We start from the raw sequence: 16,470 nt of genomic DNA, 5'->3' as shown, positions 1-16,470 counted from the left end.
TTTTCATTGCCGCGAGTTTGAACGTGGGCCTGCGACCATCCCTGTCTCGCCGCTGGCCCGTTTTGGCTGAAGGGCCCCATCTGTCATCCCCCCGGTGGTATAGTCAGCCACAAGATCCGCATTCAAGGAGTCCATCGTGAAGAAGATCATCTACATCCTGCTGGGGTTGGCGCTGGCGGCCGTGGTGGCCATCGCCGCCCTGGTGTCTCTCATCGATCCCAACCAGTTCAAGCCCCAGCTGGTGGAACAGGTGGGCAAGAGCACCGGCCGCGAGCTGGTGATACAAGGGGATATCGGCTGGCGTTTCTGGCCAAGCCTGGGCCTCTCCCTCGAGCAGGTGGCACTGCGTAACCCTGCCGGCTTTGCCGAGCCCGACCTGGTGCGCTTCACGCGCGGGGAGGCCTCGGTGGGCCTGCTGTCGCTGCTCTCTCACCGGCTTGAGATCGGCAAGGTGACCCTGAGTGGCGCCCATCTGTTTATCCAGACCAAGGCTGACGGCAGCTCCAACCTGAGCGATCTGCTCAAGGCCTCCGCCGAGCCCAAGGGGGAGGCAGCGACCACCGAGCCTGTCGCAACGACGCCCCCGCCCGCCAGTGACAAACAGCCCTGGCAGATCAGCCTGCAAGGAGTGGAGCTGCAACAGGCCAGCGCCCTGCTGCAGGACGATCGTAATGGCACCGTCTCTCGTCTCGAACAGCTGGACCTGAACCTGGGCCAGCTGGCGGTCGATCAATGGGTACCGGTGACTCTGGCCGCCAAGGGGGCCCAGGGTGAGCTGGCGTTTGATCTCAAGGGGTCGACCCAGCTCAAGGTGGCGTCCGATGCCAGCCGCAGCGAGCTGAAAGACGTCGCACTGGCGGGGAGCCTGAGCGAACCGACCCAGCGGCTGGATGCCTTCTCCCTCAAGGCCGACCGGCTGGCACTGGGGCAGTGGAGCAGCCTCACCCTCAGTCTGCAGGGGGCCCAGGGGGCGGCGGACAAGCCGACCCTGGCCGGTACGCTGGAGGGGACCCTCAAGGCGCGCCTCGATGAAAACCGGCAACTGCTGGAGCTGTCGGATGCCGTGCTGGCCGCCAAGCTGAGCGGTGATGCCCTGCCGCGCCCGCAGATGCAGGTGAAGCTCGCTGGCTTTGCCCGCGCCGAGCTGGACAAGCAGGCCGTCACCCTCAGCAACCTGGTGATGGGGGTGGATGATGCTCTGCTGAGCGGCAGCGGCGCCGTTCGTCTGGGGGCCGTACCCAAAGTGGACTTTGACCTCAAGGGGGACAAGCTCGATCTCGACGGCTGGCTCGGCAAGCAGGACGGGGCCAAGACCGCCGCATCTTCTGCCGCACCGGCCACAGTGTCGGCGGGTGAGCAGGGCGCAGCGGCCAAGTCAGCCCCCTCGGCTCAGTCCCTGTCCACGGCAGAGCCTGACTTGAGTGCCCTCAAACTGGTCGATCTGGCGGGTCGATTGCAACTGGGCGGCCTGAAGGTGAAGGGCCTGGACCTGAGCTCCGTCGATCTGCAACTGGCCCTGAGCGGCGGTGAGCTCAACCTCAAGCAGTTCAGTGCCGGGGTGGCCGGTGGCAAGGTGACCGCTAGCGGCGTGCTCGATGCCCGTCAGCAGCCGGCCCGCTATCAGGTGCACAAGCGGGTGCAAGGGGTCGATGTGCGGCCCCTGCTGCAGACCCTGGCCCAGACCGACCTGCTGGAAGGCAAGGGGGATCTGGAGGTGCAGGTGCAGGGTAGCGGTCTTTCCGAGCAGGCGCTGCGCAGCCGGATGCAGGGCAAGGTGAACCTCAAGTTGAGCGATGGCGCCCTGCACGGCATCAACCTGGCGGAGATGATCCGCGAGGCGCGGGCCACCCTGACCGGCAAGGGGGCGGATCAGGTGAAGGAGGTGCGCAAGACCGACTTCAGTGCCCTCACCGCCAGCTTCCAGATTGCCGACGGGGTTGCCAGGAGCGATGACATCCAGCTCTTTGCCCCCGCCCTGCGGGTGAAGGGGCAGGGCCAGACCGCTCTGGTGCCGGAGACCCTCGACTTCCTGTTCCTCACCTCCGTGGTGGAGAGCAGCAAGGGGCAGGGGGGCAAGACGGTGGATGAGCTCAAGGACATCACCATACCGGTGCGCATCGGTGGCCACTGGCAGGCGCCGAGCTACAAGCTTGACGTGAAGGAGCTGCTCAGCAACAACAAGGTGCTGGAGGAGAAGGCCCGCAAGGAGGCCGAGCGCGGTCTCAAGAAGCTGCTGGGTGACAAGGCCGACAACGAAGGGGTGAAGGGGGTGGCGGACCAGCTGCTCAAGGGCCTGTTCAAATAGCCAGCCTCCCGTTGTTGTCATCAAGAGCCCGCCCCGTGCGGGCTCTTTGCTGTGGTGCCGGGCGTTACGGGACGAGGTGTGGTCGGCAACATGAGGTACTATGCGAAATAGTCTTCGAAACCGGGAACCAGGAGGGTTCATGAAAAAACGGGTGCTGATCACCGGCGGTGGCAGAGGTATCGGGGCCGCGACAGCCCGCTATCTGGCGGCGCAGGGTTACCATCTCTGTCTCAACTATCGTCAGGACAGGGTGTCCGCCGAGGCGGTGGTGGCCGAGCTCCTGGCCACCCATCCGGTCGAGTGCATCGCGGTGCAGGCCGATGTCAGCGTGGAGGCCGAGGTGGTGCGCCTGTTCGAGGAGATGGACGCGCGGCTCGGCCCCGTCACTCATCTGGTGAACAACGCCGGCAGGTTGCAGCCCCAGATGAAGGTGCTGGAGATGAGCGCAGAGCGCATCAACCAGACCCTGACCACCAATGTCACCAGCTGCTTTCTCTGCTGCCGCGAGGCGGTGCGCCGCATGACGGCGGGGGGCGCCATCGTCAACGTCTCTTCCGCCGCTGCCCGGCTGGGCTCCCCCGGGGAGTACGTGGATTATGCCGCCGCCAAGGGGGCCGTCGACGTGCTGACCAGAGGCTTGTCGCTGGAGCTGGCGGCCCAGGGGATCCGGGTCAACGGGGTGCGTCCGGGTTTCATCTACACCGACATGCATGCCGACGGCGGCGAGCCCGGCCGGGTGGACAGGATCAAGGGGGCCATTCCGCTGCAACGGGGCGGCGAACCCCGTGAGGTGGCGGCCGCCATCGCCTGGCTGCTGTCGGACGAGGCCTCCTATGCCACCGGCACCTTTATCGATGTGGCGGGCGGACGCTAGGTCATCTTCAACAAGCCTTTCGTCAACGAGAAGGGGCGCCATGGCGCCCCTTCTGCTTATTCTCCCAGCAACTGTTGCCAGACCGCCAGCACATGGCCCCGCTCTCGCGGCAACTGATCGTCCCCCACCTTGCGGGAGATCTCCGAGAGGTTGAGGCGGTGGCCGAGGTTGCGGATCTCCAGATAGGCCTGCTTGAGCCCCTCTGCCTGCTCCAGTGTGAGCACTCCCGCCATCACGCACTCATCGAAGATGCGCACATTGTCTGACCAGCGGGTGAGGGCGTCCGGCTCACCGCAGGCATGGGCCAGCACCAGGTACTGGGCGATGAACTCGATGTCCACCATGCCGCCGGGGGACTGCTTGAGATCGAACTCTCCCTCTCCCGCCTTGAGCAGGTGATCCCGCATCTTCTGGCGCATCTCCCGCACTTCGCGGGCCAGGGTGGGCAGATCCCGCTCCTTGGCCAGCACGTCGCGGCGGATGCGGGCAAATTCGGCGACCACGGCATCATCGCCATAGATGGGACGGGCTCGCACCAGGGCCTGATGCTCCCAGGTCCAGGCTTCCTGCTGCTGGTACTGCTCATAGGCCGACAGCGATGAGACCAGCAGGCCTGAGTCGCCGGAGGGGCGCAGCCGCATGTCGATCTCGTAGAGGATGCCGGACGGAGTGCGGGTGCTGAACAGATGCAGGATCCGCTGGGCCAGGCGCAGGTAGAACTGGCGGCTGTCGATGGGCTTGCGGCCATCGGTGTAACTGTTGGGGTCGCCGCCGTGCAGGAACACCAGATCGAGATCCGAGCCGTAGCCGAGCTCGATGCCCCCCAGCTTGCCGTAGGCCACCACCGCAAAGCCGCGCTCACCGCTCACCGCCACCTCGGGCGGCACCCCGTAGCGTTCGCTCATCTGGGCCCACGCCTGATTGACCACCTCCTCGGTGATCGCCTCCGCCAGCCAGGTGAGGTGGTCGCTCACCTTCATCAGCGGCAGAGCGCCGGCGATGTCGGCGGCGACGATGCGCAGGAGCTGCACCTGCTTGAACTGGCGCAGCGCCTCCATCTGCTGCTCCACGTCCTCCTCGGGGATGCGCAGCAGGAACTGGCGCAACTGGGGCTTGTACTGATCCAGCGGGGTGGGGTGGTAGAGGTGCTGGGGATCCAGCAGCTCGTCCAGCAGGATGGGGTAGCGGGCCAGCTGCTCGCTCACCAGGTTGCTCTCGTCACACAGGCGCACCAGCTGGCGCAGGGCGGCGGGGTTTTCCGCCAGCAGTTGCAGATAGGCGCTGCGGGTGAAGATGCAGGTCAGCAGGGTGCAGACCCGCTCGAACAGGCGGGCGGGCTCGCGGCTCGCCACCACCAGCCGCAGCAGCTCCGGCATCAGCCAGTCCAGGGCGATGCGCCCCTGGGGCCCTACCTGACGGCGCTTGTACTCCTCCTTGAAACGCAGCAGGGCGGCGCAGAGGGGGGCGGGCTCCACCACTCCCTGCGTGGTCAGCAGTTTTTCCAGCTCGGCGGCATCAAGCTCGGTGCGCCAGAGATCGAGCCAGAGCTGTTCCAGGTGGGCGGGGGCCTCCTTCTCTTCCCCCACCACGGCGACGAACTCCTGATGGACGGCGGCCATCTCCTCATCGAGGTGGGCCATGAAGGCGTCCCAGTCGGTAAAGCCGAGGGTGGCGATGAGCCGCTGGCGATCCCGATCCTCGCTGGGCAGAGTCTGGGTCTGCTGATCGCCGATCTCCTGCAAGATGTTTTCCACCCGGCGCAGGAAGCGATAGGCGGTGAGCAGGCGTTCGCACTGGCTCCCCTCCAGGGCACCCCCCTGGGCGATGGCGGCCAGCGCCTCGGGCAGGTGGCGTACCCGCAGGGCGGGCTCGCGCCCGCCACGGATGAGTTGCAGCGCCTGGGCGATGAACTCCACCTCGCGAATGCCCCCGGCCCCCAGCTTGATGTTGCCCTCCAGTCCCTTGCGACGCACCTCGGCGGCGATCATCGCCTTCATCTGGCGCAGGCCGTCGATGACGCCGAAGTCGATATAGCGGCGGAACACGAAGGGGCGCAGCAGTTCGGTCAGGGCCATGGCGTGTTCGCACTGGGGGCCCAGCACCCGTGCCTTGACCATGGCGTAGCGCTCCCAGTTGCGGCCGTGATGCTGGTAGTAGTCCTCCATGGCGGCGAAGGAGATGGCGAGCGGCCCCGCATCGCCAAAGGGGCGCAGCCGCATGTCGACCCGGAACACCTGACCATCCTGGGTGGGCTGGTGGAGGGCGTTGATGAGACGCTGCCCCAGCTTGATGAAGAACTGCTGGTTGGCGAGCTCCCGCCGCCCGCCAACGGTGTAGCCGTTCTCGGGGAAGGTGAAGATAAGGTCGATGTCCGAGGAGAAGTTGAGCTCGCCGCCGCCGAGCTTGCCCATCCCGAGGATGAGCAGCGGCTGGGGGTTACCATCGCCGTCCATGGGGGTGCCCAGCTCGCTGCACTGTTTGGCGTAGAGCCAGTCGCGGGCTCCACAGATGAGGACATCCGCCAGCTTGGTGAGATGGATGAAGCTCTCTTCGACCTCGGACTCCCCGAGCAGCTCGCGCCAGGCGATCACCAGCATGCGGCTGCGGCGGAACTGGCGCAGGATGCGCTTGAGCGCCTCCTCGTCCGCGACCTCGGCGAGCAGGGCTGCGAGTTCAGGTTCATAGGCGGGCCAGCGCTCGGCCCGGGTCAGTGCGTCCGATGCCAGGGTCTCGGCCAGCAGCCCCGGCTGCTTGATGAGGGAGTCGGCGACAAAGTCGGAGAGGCCGAGCAGGGTCAGCAGGGTCTGGCGGGTGGGCTCGGGCAGTGCGTCATACTGGGGCGCCAGGGCTAGCAGCCGCTGCCAGTGGCGCAGGGCCTGCTCCTGCAACAAGGGGGAGAAGGCGGAGAAAGAGGGAGAGTGCTGGGCCACGGTTGCCATCCTTGTGGTTGACGAGTCTGCAGGGAGAGTGAAATGCCGGCTGCCAATCTAGCACTCCCGGGCGCTGGCGTCACAGCGCCGCTGCCCGGAAGGTGATCCGGCAACGGATCTGGCGATCGGCCGGGCTCAGGGACGCCGGTAGATCTCGGGGTCGTAGATTTCCATCAGGCTGCCGGGGCTTCTCGGCGGCACAAAACCGAAGCCGGCGTAGAGGCCGTGGGCATCGGAGGTGGCGAGAGAGAGACGGCGCAGCCCTTGCAGCTCCGGGTGGGCGAGGATGGCTGCCACCAGGGCCTTGCTGTGACCGCGCCCGCGATGTTCGGGCAGCACGAAGACGTCGGCGAGATAACCGAAGGTGGCCTTGTCGGTGATGACCCGGGCGAAGGCGACCTGCTGGCCGTCGAGATAGGCTCCGAAGCACAGGGAGTGGTTGATGGCCCGCTGCAGGGTGGCGAGGGGAATGCCGAGGCACCAGTAGGCCTCTTCACTGAGGAAACGGTGAATGAGCGGGACGTCGAGGCGTCCCTTGTCGTCGCTTATCTCAAGCGCAGGTTCTGTGGTCTGCATCCTGGCTCCTTGCCGTGATGAAAAAAGAAAGGCCCCTAAGGGGGCCTTCCAGTGTACTCAAATCACGACCTCAGGCCAGCCTGAAGGTTTGACGATGGGCGCCAGCATCAGGCCAGCATCAGGCCAGCTTGAAGGCCTGGATATGGCTGTCCAGCGTCTGGCTGTGGTGTTCTACCAGTTCGGAGGCATCTTTCAGCTCCCGCAGCACCACGACGGAGCCTTCCACCACCTGTTTGACCTGCTCCAGGTTGGCATTCATCTCCTCGGCCACCGAGCTTTGCTGCTCGGAGGCGGCGGCGATCTGGCGGTTCATGTCGGCCACTCCCTGCACCCGCTGCACTATGGTGTCGAGCTGGGTACCAGCCTGAGTCACCTGCTCCACCCCCTTGTCCGCCTGTTGCACGCTCTCGGCCATCAGGCCGACGGCCTGGCGGGCGTTGCCCTGAAGCTGCTCGATCATCTTCTGGATCTCGACGGTGGCCGCCTGGGCACGGTTCGCGAGTTCGCGCACCTCGGAGGCGACCACGGCAAAACCGCGACCCGCCTCACCGGCGCGGGCGGCCTCGATGGCAGCGTTCAGGGCCAGCAGGTTGGTCTGCTCGGAGATGCTGCGGATGGTGTCCACCACGGAGCCGATGCGATCGACCCCGTGCTCCACTTCGTTGACCACGGTGGAGGAGCGCTGGATGTTGCCGGAGAGAGTGTCGATGGTGTTGACGGTAGCCGCCACGCAGCGGCTGCCCTCCTCGGCCAGCTGGCTGGTTTCGGCGGTGGCGTGGGACGCCTGCTCCGCGTGGTTGGCCACTTCTCGAATGGCCCCCACCATCTGGCTCATGGCGCTGGCAAGCTGCTCAATCTGGGTGAACTCCTCGTTGATGGCCTCGTTTGCCTCATCCATGCAGAGAGTCACCTGGGAGGCGATCTCGTTGAGCTCCTTGCAGGCGGCACGCTGGGTCCCGAACACCTCCTTGAGGTTCTCCTGAGAGTGGGCCACCGCCTTGGCGATGTCGCCGAACTCGTCCCGGGACTTGAGCAGCACGCTGTGGCTGAGATCCTTGTTGGCGAAACGCTCCAGCAGCCCCACCAGGTAGTGGACCTGCTTGACCATGAGGCGGGAGCCGGTGAGCAGCAGCACCACGAAGACGACCCCCATGAGCGCCGTCTCCACCAGCCCGGTCCAGAGCAGGCGATCGGCGATGGTGTTGGCCATGGCGGCATCAATGCCCTCGCTGAGCAGGGTCGCTTCCAGGTTGCTGGCATCGAACCAGAGTTTGGCCAGCAGCAGCAGGGTGCTGAACACCATGAGCAGCACCACCTTGGGCACCAGTCGGATGTTGCTCATGCGCCTCTCCAGCGGGTTCAACTGCATAATTTTTCTCCTTTCAACGTCCATTATTCCTTTGCCGTCATAGCTATCGGCATTATCTTCCTTTTTATTAATTTGCACCGTGCTTAAAGTTGGAAAATGTATGCGACATCACTTAACTCATTTGCGTACCATGGATCTGCTGATGGGGTTTCTCTCCGTGATTTCGGTTTGCCTGGTGGCTGCTCGCTGGCTGGGGCACGGTGAACTGAGTCCCCAGACTTTGCAGCTCTTTTATGATGTCGACAGTCTGATCTGCTACTTCTTCCTCGCTCACTTCGCCTATGGCTGGGCGCGTGCCTCCGACAGGATGGCTTTCTTCAAGAGCAACTGGTTCTATCTGCCCGGCAGCCTGCCCATGGTGGAGCAACTGCGCTGGGCGCGGCTCATCCAGCTGTGGCGGGTCTACCAGTTGCTCCGGGACAGACCGGATCTGCTGGCCATGTTCCGTCGTGAACGCAACGAAACCACCCTCTCCGGCATTCTCTTCCTCTTCTTCCTGTTGCTGGGGGTCGGCTCCGGCGTCATGTACTGGCTGGAAACGGGGCAACCCGGCAGCCAGATCCAGACTCCTTACGATGCCTTCTGGTGGACGCTGGTGACCCTCTCTACCGTGGGGTACGGGGATCTGGTGCCCAAGACGGAGGAGGGGCGCTTCGTCGCCAGCCTGCTGATCCTCTTTGGAGTGGGGTTGTTTGGCGCCCTCAGCGGCTTCATGGCCAGCCTGTTCGTCCATCCCGGCAAGACCAACGACGACACCGCTGTGTGGCGACGCCAACAGAGCGAGCAGCAGGCGCAACTGCTCAAAGAGCTCAAGGCCCTGCGCGCCGAGGTGCAAGCGCTGAAACAGAAGTAGGTGCGACGTCTGGAATGGTCGCGTCGTAAACCGGCGGTGCTGCGAGACAGCTCTCACTCGGGGAGATGGCGCTTTTCTTTGCTTGTCCTTTGACCCGCAGGCGGCTTAACATTCGGCCTGCAACCTAATCCAACGAAGAGAATCGATCGACCATGCGCGCCCTTCTCGGGATCCTGATCTGCTTGTGTACCCAACAGGCACTGGCCGATACCCGCTATGTTTCAGACAACATCTTTACCTATATCCACAACGGTCCGGGTACCCAGTACCGGATCCTCGGCAGCGTCAAGGCCGGTGAGCCGCTGGAGGTCAAGGCGGTGAACCAGGAGGCCGGATTCACCCAGGTGGTGGACGGTCGTGGCCGCGAGGGCTGGATCAAGAACAGCGAGCTGCAGGGGGAGATCAGCCTGCGTGAACGTCTTCCCCAGGTTCAGAAAGAGCTGGACGAAGCCAAGGCGCGTCTGCTGAACCTCAATGGCGACAACGAGAAACGCTTCGCCGAGAAGGATGGCAAGATCGCCGAGCAGAGCAAGGAGATCGCCAGCCTCAAAGCCCGTCTGGACAGCCAGAGCGCCGAGATGAGCGGCCTCAAGGAACAGAACGACGCCCTGACCCAGAGCTATGACAACCGTGAGCACGACATGCAGATGGACTGGTTCATCCGCGGTGGTGCCATGGTGGGGGGCGGCATCCTGCTCGGGATCCTCCTGCCCATGCTCCCGCGCCGTCGCAAGAGCAGCGAGCGCTGGATGAACTGATCGCCCGGCGGTCAACAGAATGAAAGGTCGCCAGAGGCGGCCTTTTTTCATGGTGTGTCTGGCGAGAAGAGGGCCATGTCGGGGGTCGCCATCGGCCCTTCCTGCTCGTAAGATGAGGCAAACGATCCTGTGCCGCGCGCATTCTCAACAAGAGCCTTCATCATATGTCATCAACTGAACAGGCCTTCTGGTTCGTGCTGGGGGGCGATCACCTCGTCCTGCTGGATGAACAGGGGCGCATTCCACAAGGGCCCCGCGCCGTTTTGCCCACCCATCTGCACACCGCCCCCTTCGAGCGCTTCGACGAGTGGGACGGCCTGCCTTGCCATCTGCTGGATCTGGGGGGCGAGGCGGAGACCGGGGCCATGGCCCCGCTGCGCCAGCTCATGGTGGCGGGGGACGAAGAGGGCTTTCGCCTCGCAGGACGGGCCTGGCAGCTCGCCACTTTTCGCCGAACCCATCGTTTCTGCGGTGAGTGCGGCGCCCCCATGACCCCGAGGGAAGGAGAGTGGGCCCAGGGGTGTCATCACGGCCATGTCGTCTATCCGCGCATCTCCCCTTGCATCATCGTCGCGGTGCGCAAGGGGCCGGCCATCTTGCTGGCAGCCCACCGCCGTCACTATCAGGCGGATGATCCCATGTATACCGTGCTGGCCGGCTTCGTGGAGGCAGGGGAGAATCTGGAGCAGTGCGTGGCGCGGGAGGTGTTCGAGGAGAGCGGCATCCGGGTGACCAATGTGCGTTACGTGGCGAGCCAGCCCTGGCCCTTCCCCCACAGCCTGATGATGGGCTTCACCGCCGACTACGAGAGCGGCGAGATCCGGGTGCAGGATGACGAACTGGTGGCGGCCGATTTCTTTGCCGCCGACCGGCTGCCGCGCTTGCCCCCTCATGGCACCATAGCGCGCCGGCTCATCGAACAGTGCCTCGCCGAGGCGCGTTGAGGGAAAACGGGGGCGCTTGTATGCGCCCCCTCACATCTTTGCACTCCTGCGGCGAAGTGCGGCGTCAGGGTCGCCCTCAGCCTTGCACAAAGTGGTATCATGTCCGCCATTTTATGCGTGACATGACTCAGGAACTGGGATGAAAGAGCTGAAAAACGATCGATACCTGCGTGCCCTGCTGCGCCAGGAAGTGGACATGACCCCGGTATGGATGATGCGTCAGGCTGGCCGTTATCTGCCGGAATACAAGGCGACCCGCGCCGTTGCGGGGGATTTCATGTCCCTGTGTCGCAACGCCGAGCTGGCCTGTGAAGTCACCTTGCAGCCCCTGCGCCGCTATCCGCTCGATGCCGCCATTCTCTTCTCCGACATCCTGACCGTGCCCGATGCCATGGGGCTGGGCCTCTACTTCGAACAGGGGGAAGGCCCGCGCTTCGAGCGCCCGATCACCTCCATGGCCGACGTGCAGGCCCTGCCCATCCCGGATCCGGAAGACGAGCTCGGCTACGTGATGAATGCGGTACGCACCATCCGCCGCGAGCTCAAGGGCGACGTGCCGCTCATCGGCTTCTCCGGCAGCCCCTGGACCCTGGCCACCTACATGGTGGAGGGGGGCAGCTCCAAGGCCTTCACCAAGATCAAGAAGATGATGTATGCAGAGCCGCAGACCCTGCATCTGCTGCTCGACAAGCTGGCGGACAGCGTGATCAGCTATCTCAACGCCCAGATCAGGGCGGGTGCCCAGGCGGTCATGGTATTCGACACCTGGGGCGGCGTGCTCACCCCGCGCGATTACCGCGACTTCTCCCTGCAGTACATGCACAAGATCGTCGATGGCCTGATCCGTGAACATGAGGGCCGCCGTGTGCCGGTCACCCTGTTCACCAAGAACGGCGGCCAGTGGCTGGAGCAGATCGCCGCCACCGGCTGTGATGCCCTGGGGCTGGACTGGACCACCGACATCGCGGACGCCAAACGCCGGGTCGGCGACAAGGTGGCGCTGCAAGGCAACATGGACCCCTCCATGCTCTACGCCACCCCGGAGCGGATCCGCGAAGAGGTCGCCACCATTCTGGCCGGTTTCGGTCATGGCAACGGTCATGTCTTCAACCTGGGGCACGGCATCCATCAGGATGTGGACCCGGAACATGCCGGCGTGTTCGTCAACGCGGTGCATGAGCTCTCCGCCCGGTACCACGGTCGCTGAGCGCGGCAAACAGCGTGATGAACGGGGCCTGCGGGCCCCGTTTTGCTGTCCGTGACACAGGGGGCTGCATCCTGGTTGCGGCTCGGGTTACACTGCACCCCCATGTTGGCAGTTGTGGCCGGGATGGGGTCGTTGAGGGGCAGGAGGCTGGATGGAGAAGCAGGCGTGGGATTGGGGGATCGACCTTGGCGGGACCAAGTGCGAGTGCGTGGTGCTCGATGGCGACGAGGTGTTGCTGCGCCACCGCATTCCCACTGAACGGCACGGCGGCTACCAGCACATGCTGGGCCAGATCGCCAAACTGGTGGACGAGTGTGCCGCCAAACTCGGTCAGCGTCCTGCACTCATCGGCATGGGGACGCCGGGGGCCCGGGACCCCCAGACCGGGCTGCTGAAAAACAGCAACACCACCGAGTTCAACGGCAAGCCGCTCAAGGAAGATCTGGAGCGCAGGCTGGGCGTCCCCGTGCTCATCGCCAACGACGCCAACTGTTTCGCCCTGGCGGAAACCCATCTGGGGGCGGTGCGCCAGCATCATCCCGATGCAAAAGTGGTGTTCGGCATCATCATGGGCACCGGGGTCGGGGCCGGCATCGTCATCAACGGCCAGATCCTCAACGGTCACCACGGCATCGCCGGGGAGTGGGGGCACAACGTCCTGTTGCCGGAGGGGCCAGAGTGCTACTGCGGCAAGCGCGGCTGCGTCGAAACCCTCATCAGCGGCCCGGCGCTGGAGGCCTGGTACGAGGCCAGGACCAAACGCCGTCTCTCGCTCGCCCAGATTGCTGCGGCCAGTGCCCATGATCATGTCGCCAGGCTCACCATGGACAGGTTGCACCTGCTGTTCGGCCAGGCCCTCGCCAACGTGATCAATATTCTCGATCCGGACGTCATCGTCATCGGTGGCGGCGTGGGCAATGTGCAGAGCCTCTATCGCGCCGGGCGCGAAACGGTATTGCCCTTCCTGTTCAACCCCCGCTTCGCCACCCCCATGGTAGCGCCGGCTCTGGGGGACAGCGCCGGGGTATTCGGTGCCGCACTGCTGGCCCGCGGCGTCTTTCGCGAGGCACTGCTCTCGTGAGTCGCCCCTTCCTCTCATCCCTTTGTCGCAGCTAAGGACACAACGTTTCCATGATCAAGATTGCCATCAACGGCTATGGCCGCATCGGCCGCAACGTGCTGCGGGCCCTCTACGAGAGCGGCCGCGACAAGACCATCAAGATAGTGGCCATCAACGAGCTGGCGGCCCCCGAGGCCATGGTGCACCTGACCCGCTTCGACACCAGCCACGGCCGGTTCCGCTATCCGGTGCAACTGGCGGGCAACAGCATGCAGGTGGGGGAGGATCTCATTGCCCTGTTTGCCGAGCGGGATCCGTCGAACTTGCCCTGGCGGGCGCTGGGGGTGGACGTGGTGCTGGACTGCACCGGGGTGTTCGGCTCCCGGGCCGATGCCGAGCTGCATCTGGGGGCGGGAGCGGGCAAGGTGCTCTTCTCCCATCCGGCGGACGCGGACGTGGACGCCACCATCGTCTACGGGGTCAACCACCAGGTGCTGACCGGGCGGGAGCGGATCGTCTCCAACGCCTCCTGCACCACCAACTGCGTGGTCCCCGTCATCGAAACATTGCATCGAGAATTCGAGATAAATTGTGGTACTATTACGACAATTCACTCGGCCATGCACGATCAGCAAGTCATCGATGCCTATCACGGCGACTTGCGCAGAACCCGGGCAGCCAGCCAGTCCATCATCCCGGTGGACACCAAGCTGGCAAAGGGGTTGGAACGTATCCTTCCCCACTTCGCCGGCAAGTTCGAGGCGATCGCGGTGCGGGTACCGACCATCAATGTAACCGCCATGGATCTGAGCATTACTGTTCGTAAAAAAGTGACAGTTAGTGACGTAAATCAAGCCCTGCAACGGGCATCCAGAGGTACATTACACGGTATTCTGGACTACACGGAAGAGCCACTGGTCTCCGTAGACTTTAATCATGATGCACACTCCTGCATCATTGATGGTACCCAGACCCGGGTCAGCGATGCCAACCTCGTCAAGATGTTGATGTGGTGCGATAACGAATGGGGCTTCGCCAACCGCATGCTGGATACCACCCGGGCCATGATGGCCGCAGGCTGAAAGTCTGCACCGGGCGCAAGGTTACTGTTTTTTTAACATTACCTGAAAATATATAGAGGACTGAATATGTCTGTTATCAAGATGACCGACCTGGATCTGGCGGGCAAACGCGTTCTGATCCGTGCTGACCTGAACGTGCCGGTAAAAGACGGCAAGGTCACTTCCGATGCACGTATCGTTGCGACTCTGCCGACCATCAAGCTGGCTCTGGAAAAGGGCGCCAAGCTGATGATCACCTCCCACCTGGGTCGTCCGACCGAGGGTGAATACAACGAAGAATTCTCCCTGGCTCCGGTTGTCAACTATCTGAAAGACGCACTGTCCTGCCCGGTTCGTCTGGCCAAAGACTACCTGGATGGCGTAGACGTCGCCGCCGGTGAGCTGGTTGTGCTGGAAAACTGCCGCTTCAACAAAGGCGAGAAGAAGAACACCGAAGAGCTGGCCAAAAAATACGCCGCCCTGTGTGACGTCTTTGTAATGGATGCGTTCGGTACTGCTCACCGCGCCGAAGGTTCTACCTACGGTGTGGCCCAGTTCGCGCCGGTTGCCTGTGCAGGCCCCCTGCTGGCCGGTGAACTGGAAGCCCTGGGCAAAGCAATGCTGAAGCCCGAGCGCCCCATGGTTGCCATCGTGGGCGGCTCCAAGGTCTCCACAAAGCTGACCGTACTGGAATCCCTCTCCAAGATCGCTGACCAGCTGGTGGTCGGTGGTGGCATCGCCAACACCTTCATCGCTGCTGCCGGTCACAACGTCGGCAAGTCCCTGTGCGAGCACGATCTGATCGACACCGCCAAGAAACTGGCTGCCGAAACCAACATTCCGGTGACCACCGACGTGGTTGTGGGCGCCGAGTTCTCCGAATCCACCCCGGCCACCATCAAGTCTGTGTCCGACGTGACTGACGGCGACATGATCTTCGACATCGGTCCGGATTCCGCCAAGGCCCTGGCCGACATCATCATGAACGCCAAGACCATCCTGTGGAACGGCCCGGTCGGTGTGTTCGAGTTCGACCAGTTCGCTGAAGGCACCAAGGTGATCGCCGAAGCCATCGCCGCTTCCCCGGCCTTCTCCATCGCTGGCGGTGGTGACACCCTGGCTGCCATCGACAAGTTCGGCATCGCCGACAAGGTCTCCTACATCTCCACCGGCGGCGGCGCCTTCCTGGAGTTCGTAGAAGGCAAGGTACTGCCGGCTGTCGCGATTCTCGAAGAGCGCGCCAAAGCCTAATTGACCCGGGACGGGGGGCAAAAGCCTCCCGTTTCGTTTATCATGTGGCCGCTGTGCCGGTTCATGATGAACCCCCCACTTTTTATTAACGGCATACGAGACAGGACGATTAAACATGTCTAAGAAAATTTTCGACTTCGTAAAACCCGGCGTGATCACTGGTGATGACGTTCAGAAAGTGTTCGCCATCGCCAAGGAAAACGGCTTCGCTCTGCCGGCCGTCAACTGCGTCGGTACCGACTCCGTGAACGCCGTGCTGGAAGCTGCTGCCAAGGTCAAAGCCCCGGTTATCGTACAGTTCTCCAACGGTGGTGCCGTGTTCACCGCCGGCAAGGGTCTGAAGCTGGAAGGCCAGCAAGCTGCCATCCTGGGTGCCATCTCCGGTGCCAAGCACGTGCACGCCGTTGCCGAAGCCTACGGTGTTCCCGTGATCCTGCACACCGACCACGCCGCCAAGAAGCTGCTGCCGTGGATCGACGGTCTGCTGGACGCGGGCGAGAAGCACTTCGCCGAAACCGGCAAGCCGCTGTTCTCCTCCCACATGCTGGATCTGTCCGAAGAGTCTCTGGAAGAGAACATCGACATCTGCTGCGAGTACCTGACCCGCATGGCCAAGATGAACATGACTCTGGAGCTGGAACTGGGCTGCACCGGCGGTGAAGAAGACGGCGTGGACAACAGCCACCTGGACCAATCCTCCCTGTACACCCAGCCGGAAGACGTGGCCTACGCCTACGAGCGTCTGTCCAAGATCAGCCCGCGCTTCACCATCGCTGCCTCCTTCGGCAACGTGCACGGTGTGTACAAGCCGGGTAACGTCAAGCTGACTCCGAAGATCCTGGACAACTCCCAGAAGTACGTCTCCGAGAAGTTCGGTCTGCCTGCCAAGTCCCTGGACTTCGTGTTCCACGGTGGCTCCGGCTCTACCCTGGAAGAGATCCGCGAATCCATCTCCTACGGTGTGGTGAAGATGAACATCGACACCGACACCCAGTGGGCGACCTGGGAAGGCGTGCTGAACTTCTACAAGTCCAACGAAGCCTACCTGCAAGGCCAGCTGGGCAACCCGGAAGGTGCCGACAAGCCGAACAAGAAGTTCTACGATCCGCGCGTATGGCTGCGTGCCGGTCAGACTTCCATGATCGCGCGTCTGGAGAAGGCCTTCTCCGACCTGAACGCCATCGACGTACTGTAATTCGCAGCACCTTGATTGCATGAAAAGGCGCCCTTCGGGGCGCCTTTTGCATTTCTGTGATCCTGACGGGCTGGATTGGGGATGGGG

Annotated in this window: 13 protein-coding genes; 10 read left to right on the top strand and 3 right to left on the bottom strand. The window is 63.5% G+C overall.

What is annotated here, in order from left to right:
• Positions 1-136 precede the first annotated feature (136 nt).
• Positions 137-2,305, top strand: coding sequence for an AsmA family protein (locus tag AB5Y54_RS07350; RefSeq protein WP_368153413.1), 2,169 nt, complete (start codon positions 137-139; stop codon positions 2,303-2,305).
• A gap of 139 nt (positions 2,306-2,444) precedes the next feature.
• The gene (locus AB5Y54_RS07345; RefSeq protein WP_143237084.1) at positions 2,445-3,179 is read left to right on the top strand and encodes an SDR family oxidoreductase; all 735 of its coding nucleotides are present in this window, start codon (positions 2,445-2,447) and stop codon (positions 3,177-3,179) included.
• A 56-nt stretch (positions 3,180-3,235) separates the two neighbouring features.
• Here AB5Y54_RS07345 and glnE read toward each other — a convergent pair whose 3' ends face one another.
• From glnE to AB5Y54_RS07330, 3 genes are all read right to left on the bottom strand, one after another.
• Positions 3,236-6,109: a bifunctional [glutamate--ammonia ligase]-adenylyl-L-tyrosine phosphorylase/[glutamate--ammonia-ligase] adenylyltransferase gene (gene glnE / locus AB5Y54_RS07340; protein WP_368153412.1), complete on the bottom strand. Its 2,874-nt coding sequence runs from the start codon at positions 6,107-6,109 to the stop codon at positions 3,236-3,238.
• Between the two features lie 135 nt (positions 6,110-6,244).
• Positions 6,245-6,685: a GNAT family N-acetyltransferase gene (locus AB5Y54_RS07335; RefSeq protein ID WP_039040551.1), complete on the bottom strand. Its 441-nt coding sequence runs from the start codon at positions 6,683-6,685 to the stop codon at positions 6,245-6,247.
• Between the two features lie 118 nt (positions 6,686-6,803).
• Complete coding sequence (locus AB5Y54_RS07330; protein ID WP_010675666.1) at positions 6,804-8,054, bottom strand: methyl-accepting chemotaxis protein; 1,251 nt, start codon at positions 8,052-8,054, stop codon at positions 6,804-6,806.
• 100 nt (positions 8,055-8,154) lie between these two features.
• On the opposite strand from AB5Y54_RS07330, the gene AB5Y54_RS07325 reads away from it, so the two are divergent.
• The 8 genes from AB5Y54_RS07325 to fbaA all read left to right on the top strand — a co-directional run bounded on the left by AB5Y54_RS07325 (position 8,155) and on the right by fbaA (position 16,383).
• Complete coding sequence (locus AB5Y54_RS07325) at positions 8,155-8,907, top strand: potassium channel family protein (RefSeq protein WP_029314808.1); 753 nt, start codon at positions 8,155-8,157, stop codon at positions 8,905-8,907.
• Positions 8,908-9,059: 152 nt separating this feature from the next.
• The gene (locus tag AB5Y54_RS07320; RefSeq protein WP_368153411.1) at positions 9,060-9,665 is read left to right on the top strand and encodes a TIGR04211 family SH3 domain-containing protein; all 606 of its coding nucleotides are present in this window, start codon (positions 9,060-9,062) and stop codon (positions 9,663-9,665) included.
• Between the two features lie 164 nt (positions 9,666-9,829).
• The gene (nudC, locus tag AB5Y54_RS07315; protein ID WP_210555957.1) at positions 9,830-10,609 is read left to right on the top strand and encodes an NAD(+) diphosphatase; all 780 of its coding nucleotides are present in this window, start codon (positions 9,830-9,832) and stop codon (positions 10,607-10,609) included.
• A gap of 139 nt (positions 10,610-10,748) precedes the next feature.
• Positions 10,749-11,816 (top strand): uroporphyrinogen decarboxylase, encoded by a 1,068-nt coding sequence (gene hemE / locus AB5Y54_RS07310; protein ID WP_043154833.1) that lies wholly within the window; start codon positions 10,749-10,751, stop codon positions 11,814-11,816.
• A gap of 151 nt (positions 11,817-11,967) precedes the next feature.
• Complete coding sequence (locus AB5Y54_RS07305) at positions 11,968-12,897, top strand: ROK family protein (RefSeq protein ID WP_045522010.1); 930 nt, start codon at positions 11,968-11,970, stop codon at positions 12,895-12,897.
• 50 nt (positions 12,898-12,947) lie between these two features.
• Entirely contained in the window at positions 12,948-13,958 is a 1,011-nt protein-coding gene (gene epd / locus AB5Y54_RS07300; RefSeq protein ID WP_041211676.1) for an erythrose-4-phosphate dehydrogenase, read from the top strand.
• A 66-nt stretch (positions 13,959-14,024) separates the two neighbouring features.
• A complete protein-coding gene (locus AB5Y54_RS07295) occupies positions 14,025-15,188 on the top strand; it encodes a phosphoglycerate kinase (protein ID WP_052815671.1) in 1,164 nt (387 codons plus the stop codon).
• Between the two features lie 115 nt (positions 15,189-15,303).
• Positions 15,304-16,383 (top strand): class II fructose-bisphosphate aldolase, encoded by a 1,080-nt coding sequence (gene fbaA / locus AB5Y54_RS07290; protein ID WP_010675658.1) that lies wholly within the window; start codon positions 15,304-15,306, stop codon positions 16,381-16,383.
• The last annotated feature ends 87 nt before the right edge of the window (positions 16,384-16,470 follow it).

Origin of the sequence: Aeromonas sp. s9, assembly GCF_040907765.1 — a bacterium.
GTDB lineage: Bacteria > Pseudomonadota > Gammaproteobacteria > Enterobacterales > Aeromonadaceae > Aeromonas > Aeromonas caviae.
This window is presented reverse-complemented; position numbering and strand designations above follow the sequence as displayed.

Coding starts and splice junctions, on each gene's coding strand:
- AB5Y54_RS07345 (WP_143237084.1), top strand. CDS start 2,445: ATGAAAAAACGGGTGCTGATCACCGGCGGTGGCAGAGGTATCGGGGCC.
- AB5Y54_RS07335 (WP_039040551.1), bottom strand. CDS start 6,685: ATGCAGACCACAGAACCTGCGCTTGAGATAAGCGACGACAAGGGACGC.
- AB5Y54_RS07330 (WP_010675666.1), bottom strand. CDS start 8,054: ATGCAGTTGAACCCGCTGGAGAGGCGCATGAGCAACATCCGACTGGTG.
- AB5Y54_RS07325 (WP_029314808.1), top strand. CDS start 8,155: ATGCGACATCACTTAACTCATTTGCGTACCATGGATCTGCTGATGGGG.
- AB5Y54_RS07320 (WP_368153411.1), top strand. CDS start 9,060: ATGCGCGCCCTTCTCGGGATCCTGATCTGCTTGTGTACCCAACAGGCA.
- nudC (WP_210555957.1), top strand. CDS start 9,830: ATGTCATCAACTGAACAGGCCTTCTGGTTCGTGCTGGGGGGCGATCAC.
- hemE (WP_043154833.1), top strand. CDS start 10,749: ATGAAAGAGCTGAAAAACGATCGATACCTGCGTGCCCTGCTGCGCCAG.
- AB5Y54_RS07305 (WP_045522010.1), top strand. CDS start 11,968: ATGGAGAAGCAGGCGTGGGATTGGGGGATCGACCTTGGCGGGACCAAG.
- epd (WP_041211676.1), top strand. CDS start 12,948: ATGATCAAGATTGCCATCAACGGCTATGGCCGCATCGGCCGCAACGTG.
- AB5Y54_RS07295 (WP_052815671.1), top strand. CDS start 14,025: ATGTCTGTTATCAAGATGACCGACCTGGATCTGGCGGGCAAACGCGTT.
- fbaA (WP_010675658.1), top strand. CDS start 15,304: ATGTCTAAGAAAATTTTCGACTTCGTAAAACCCGGCGTGATCACTGGT.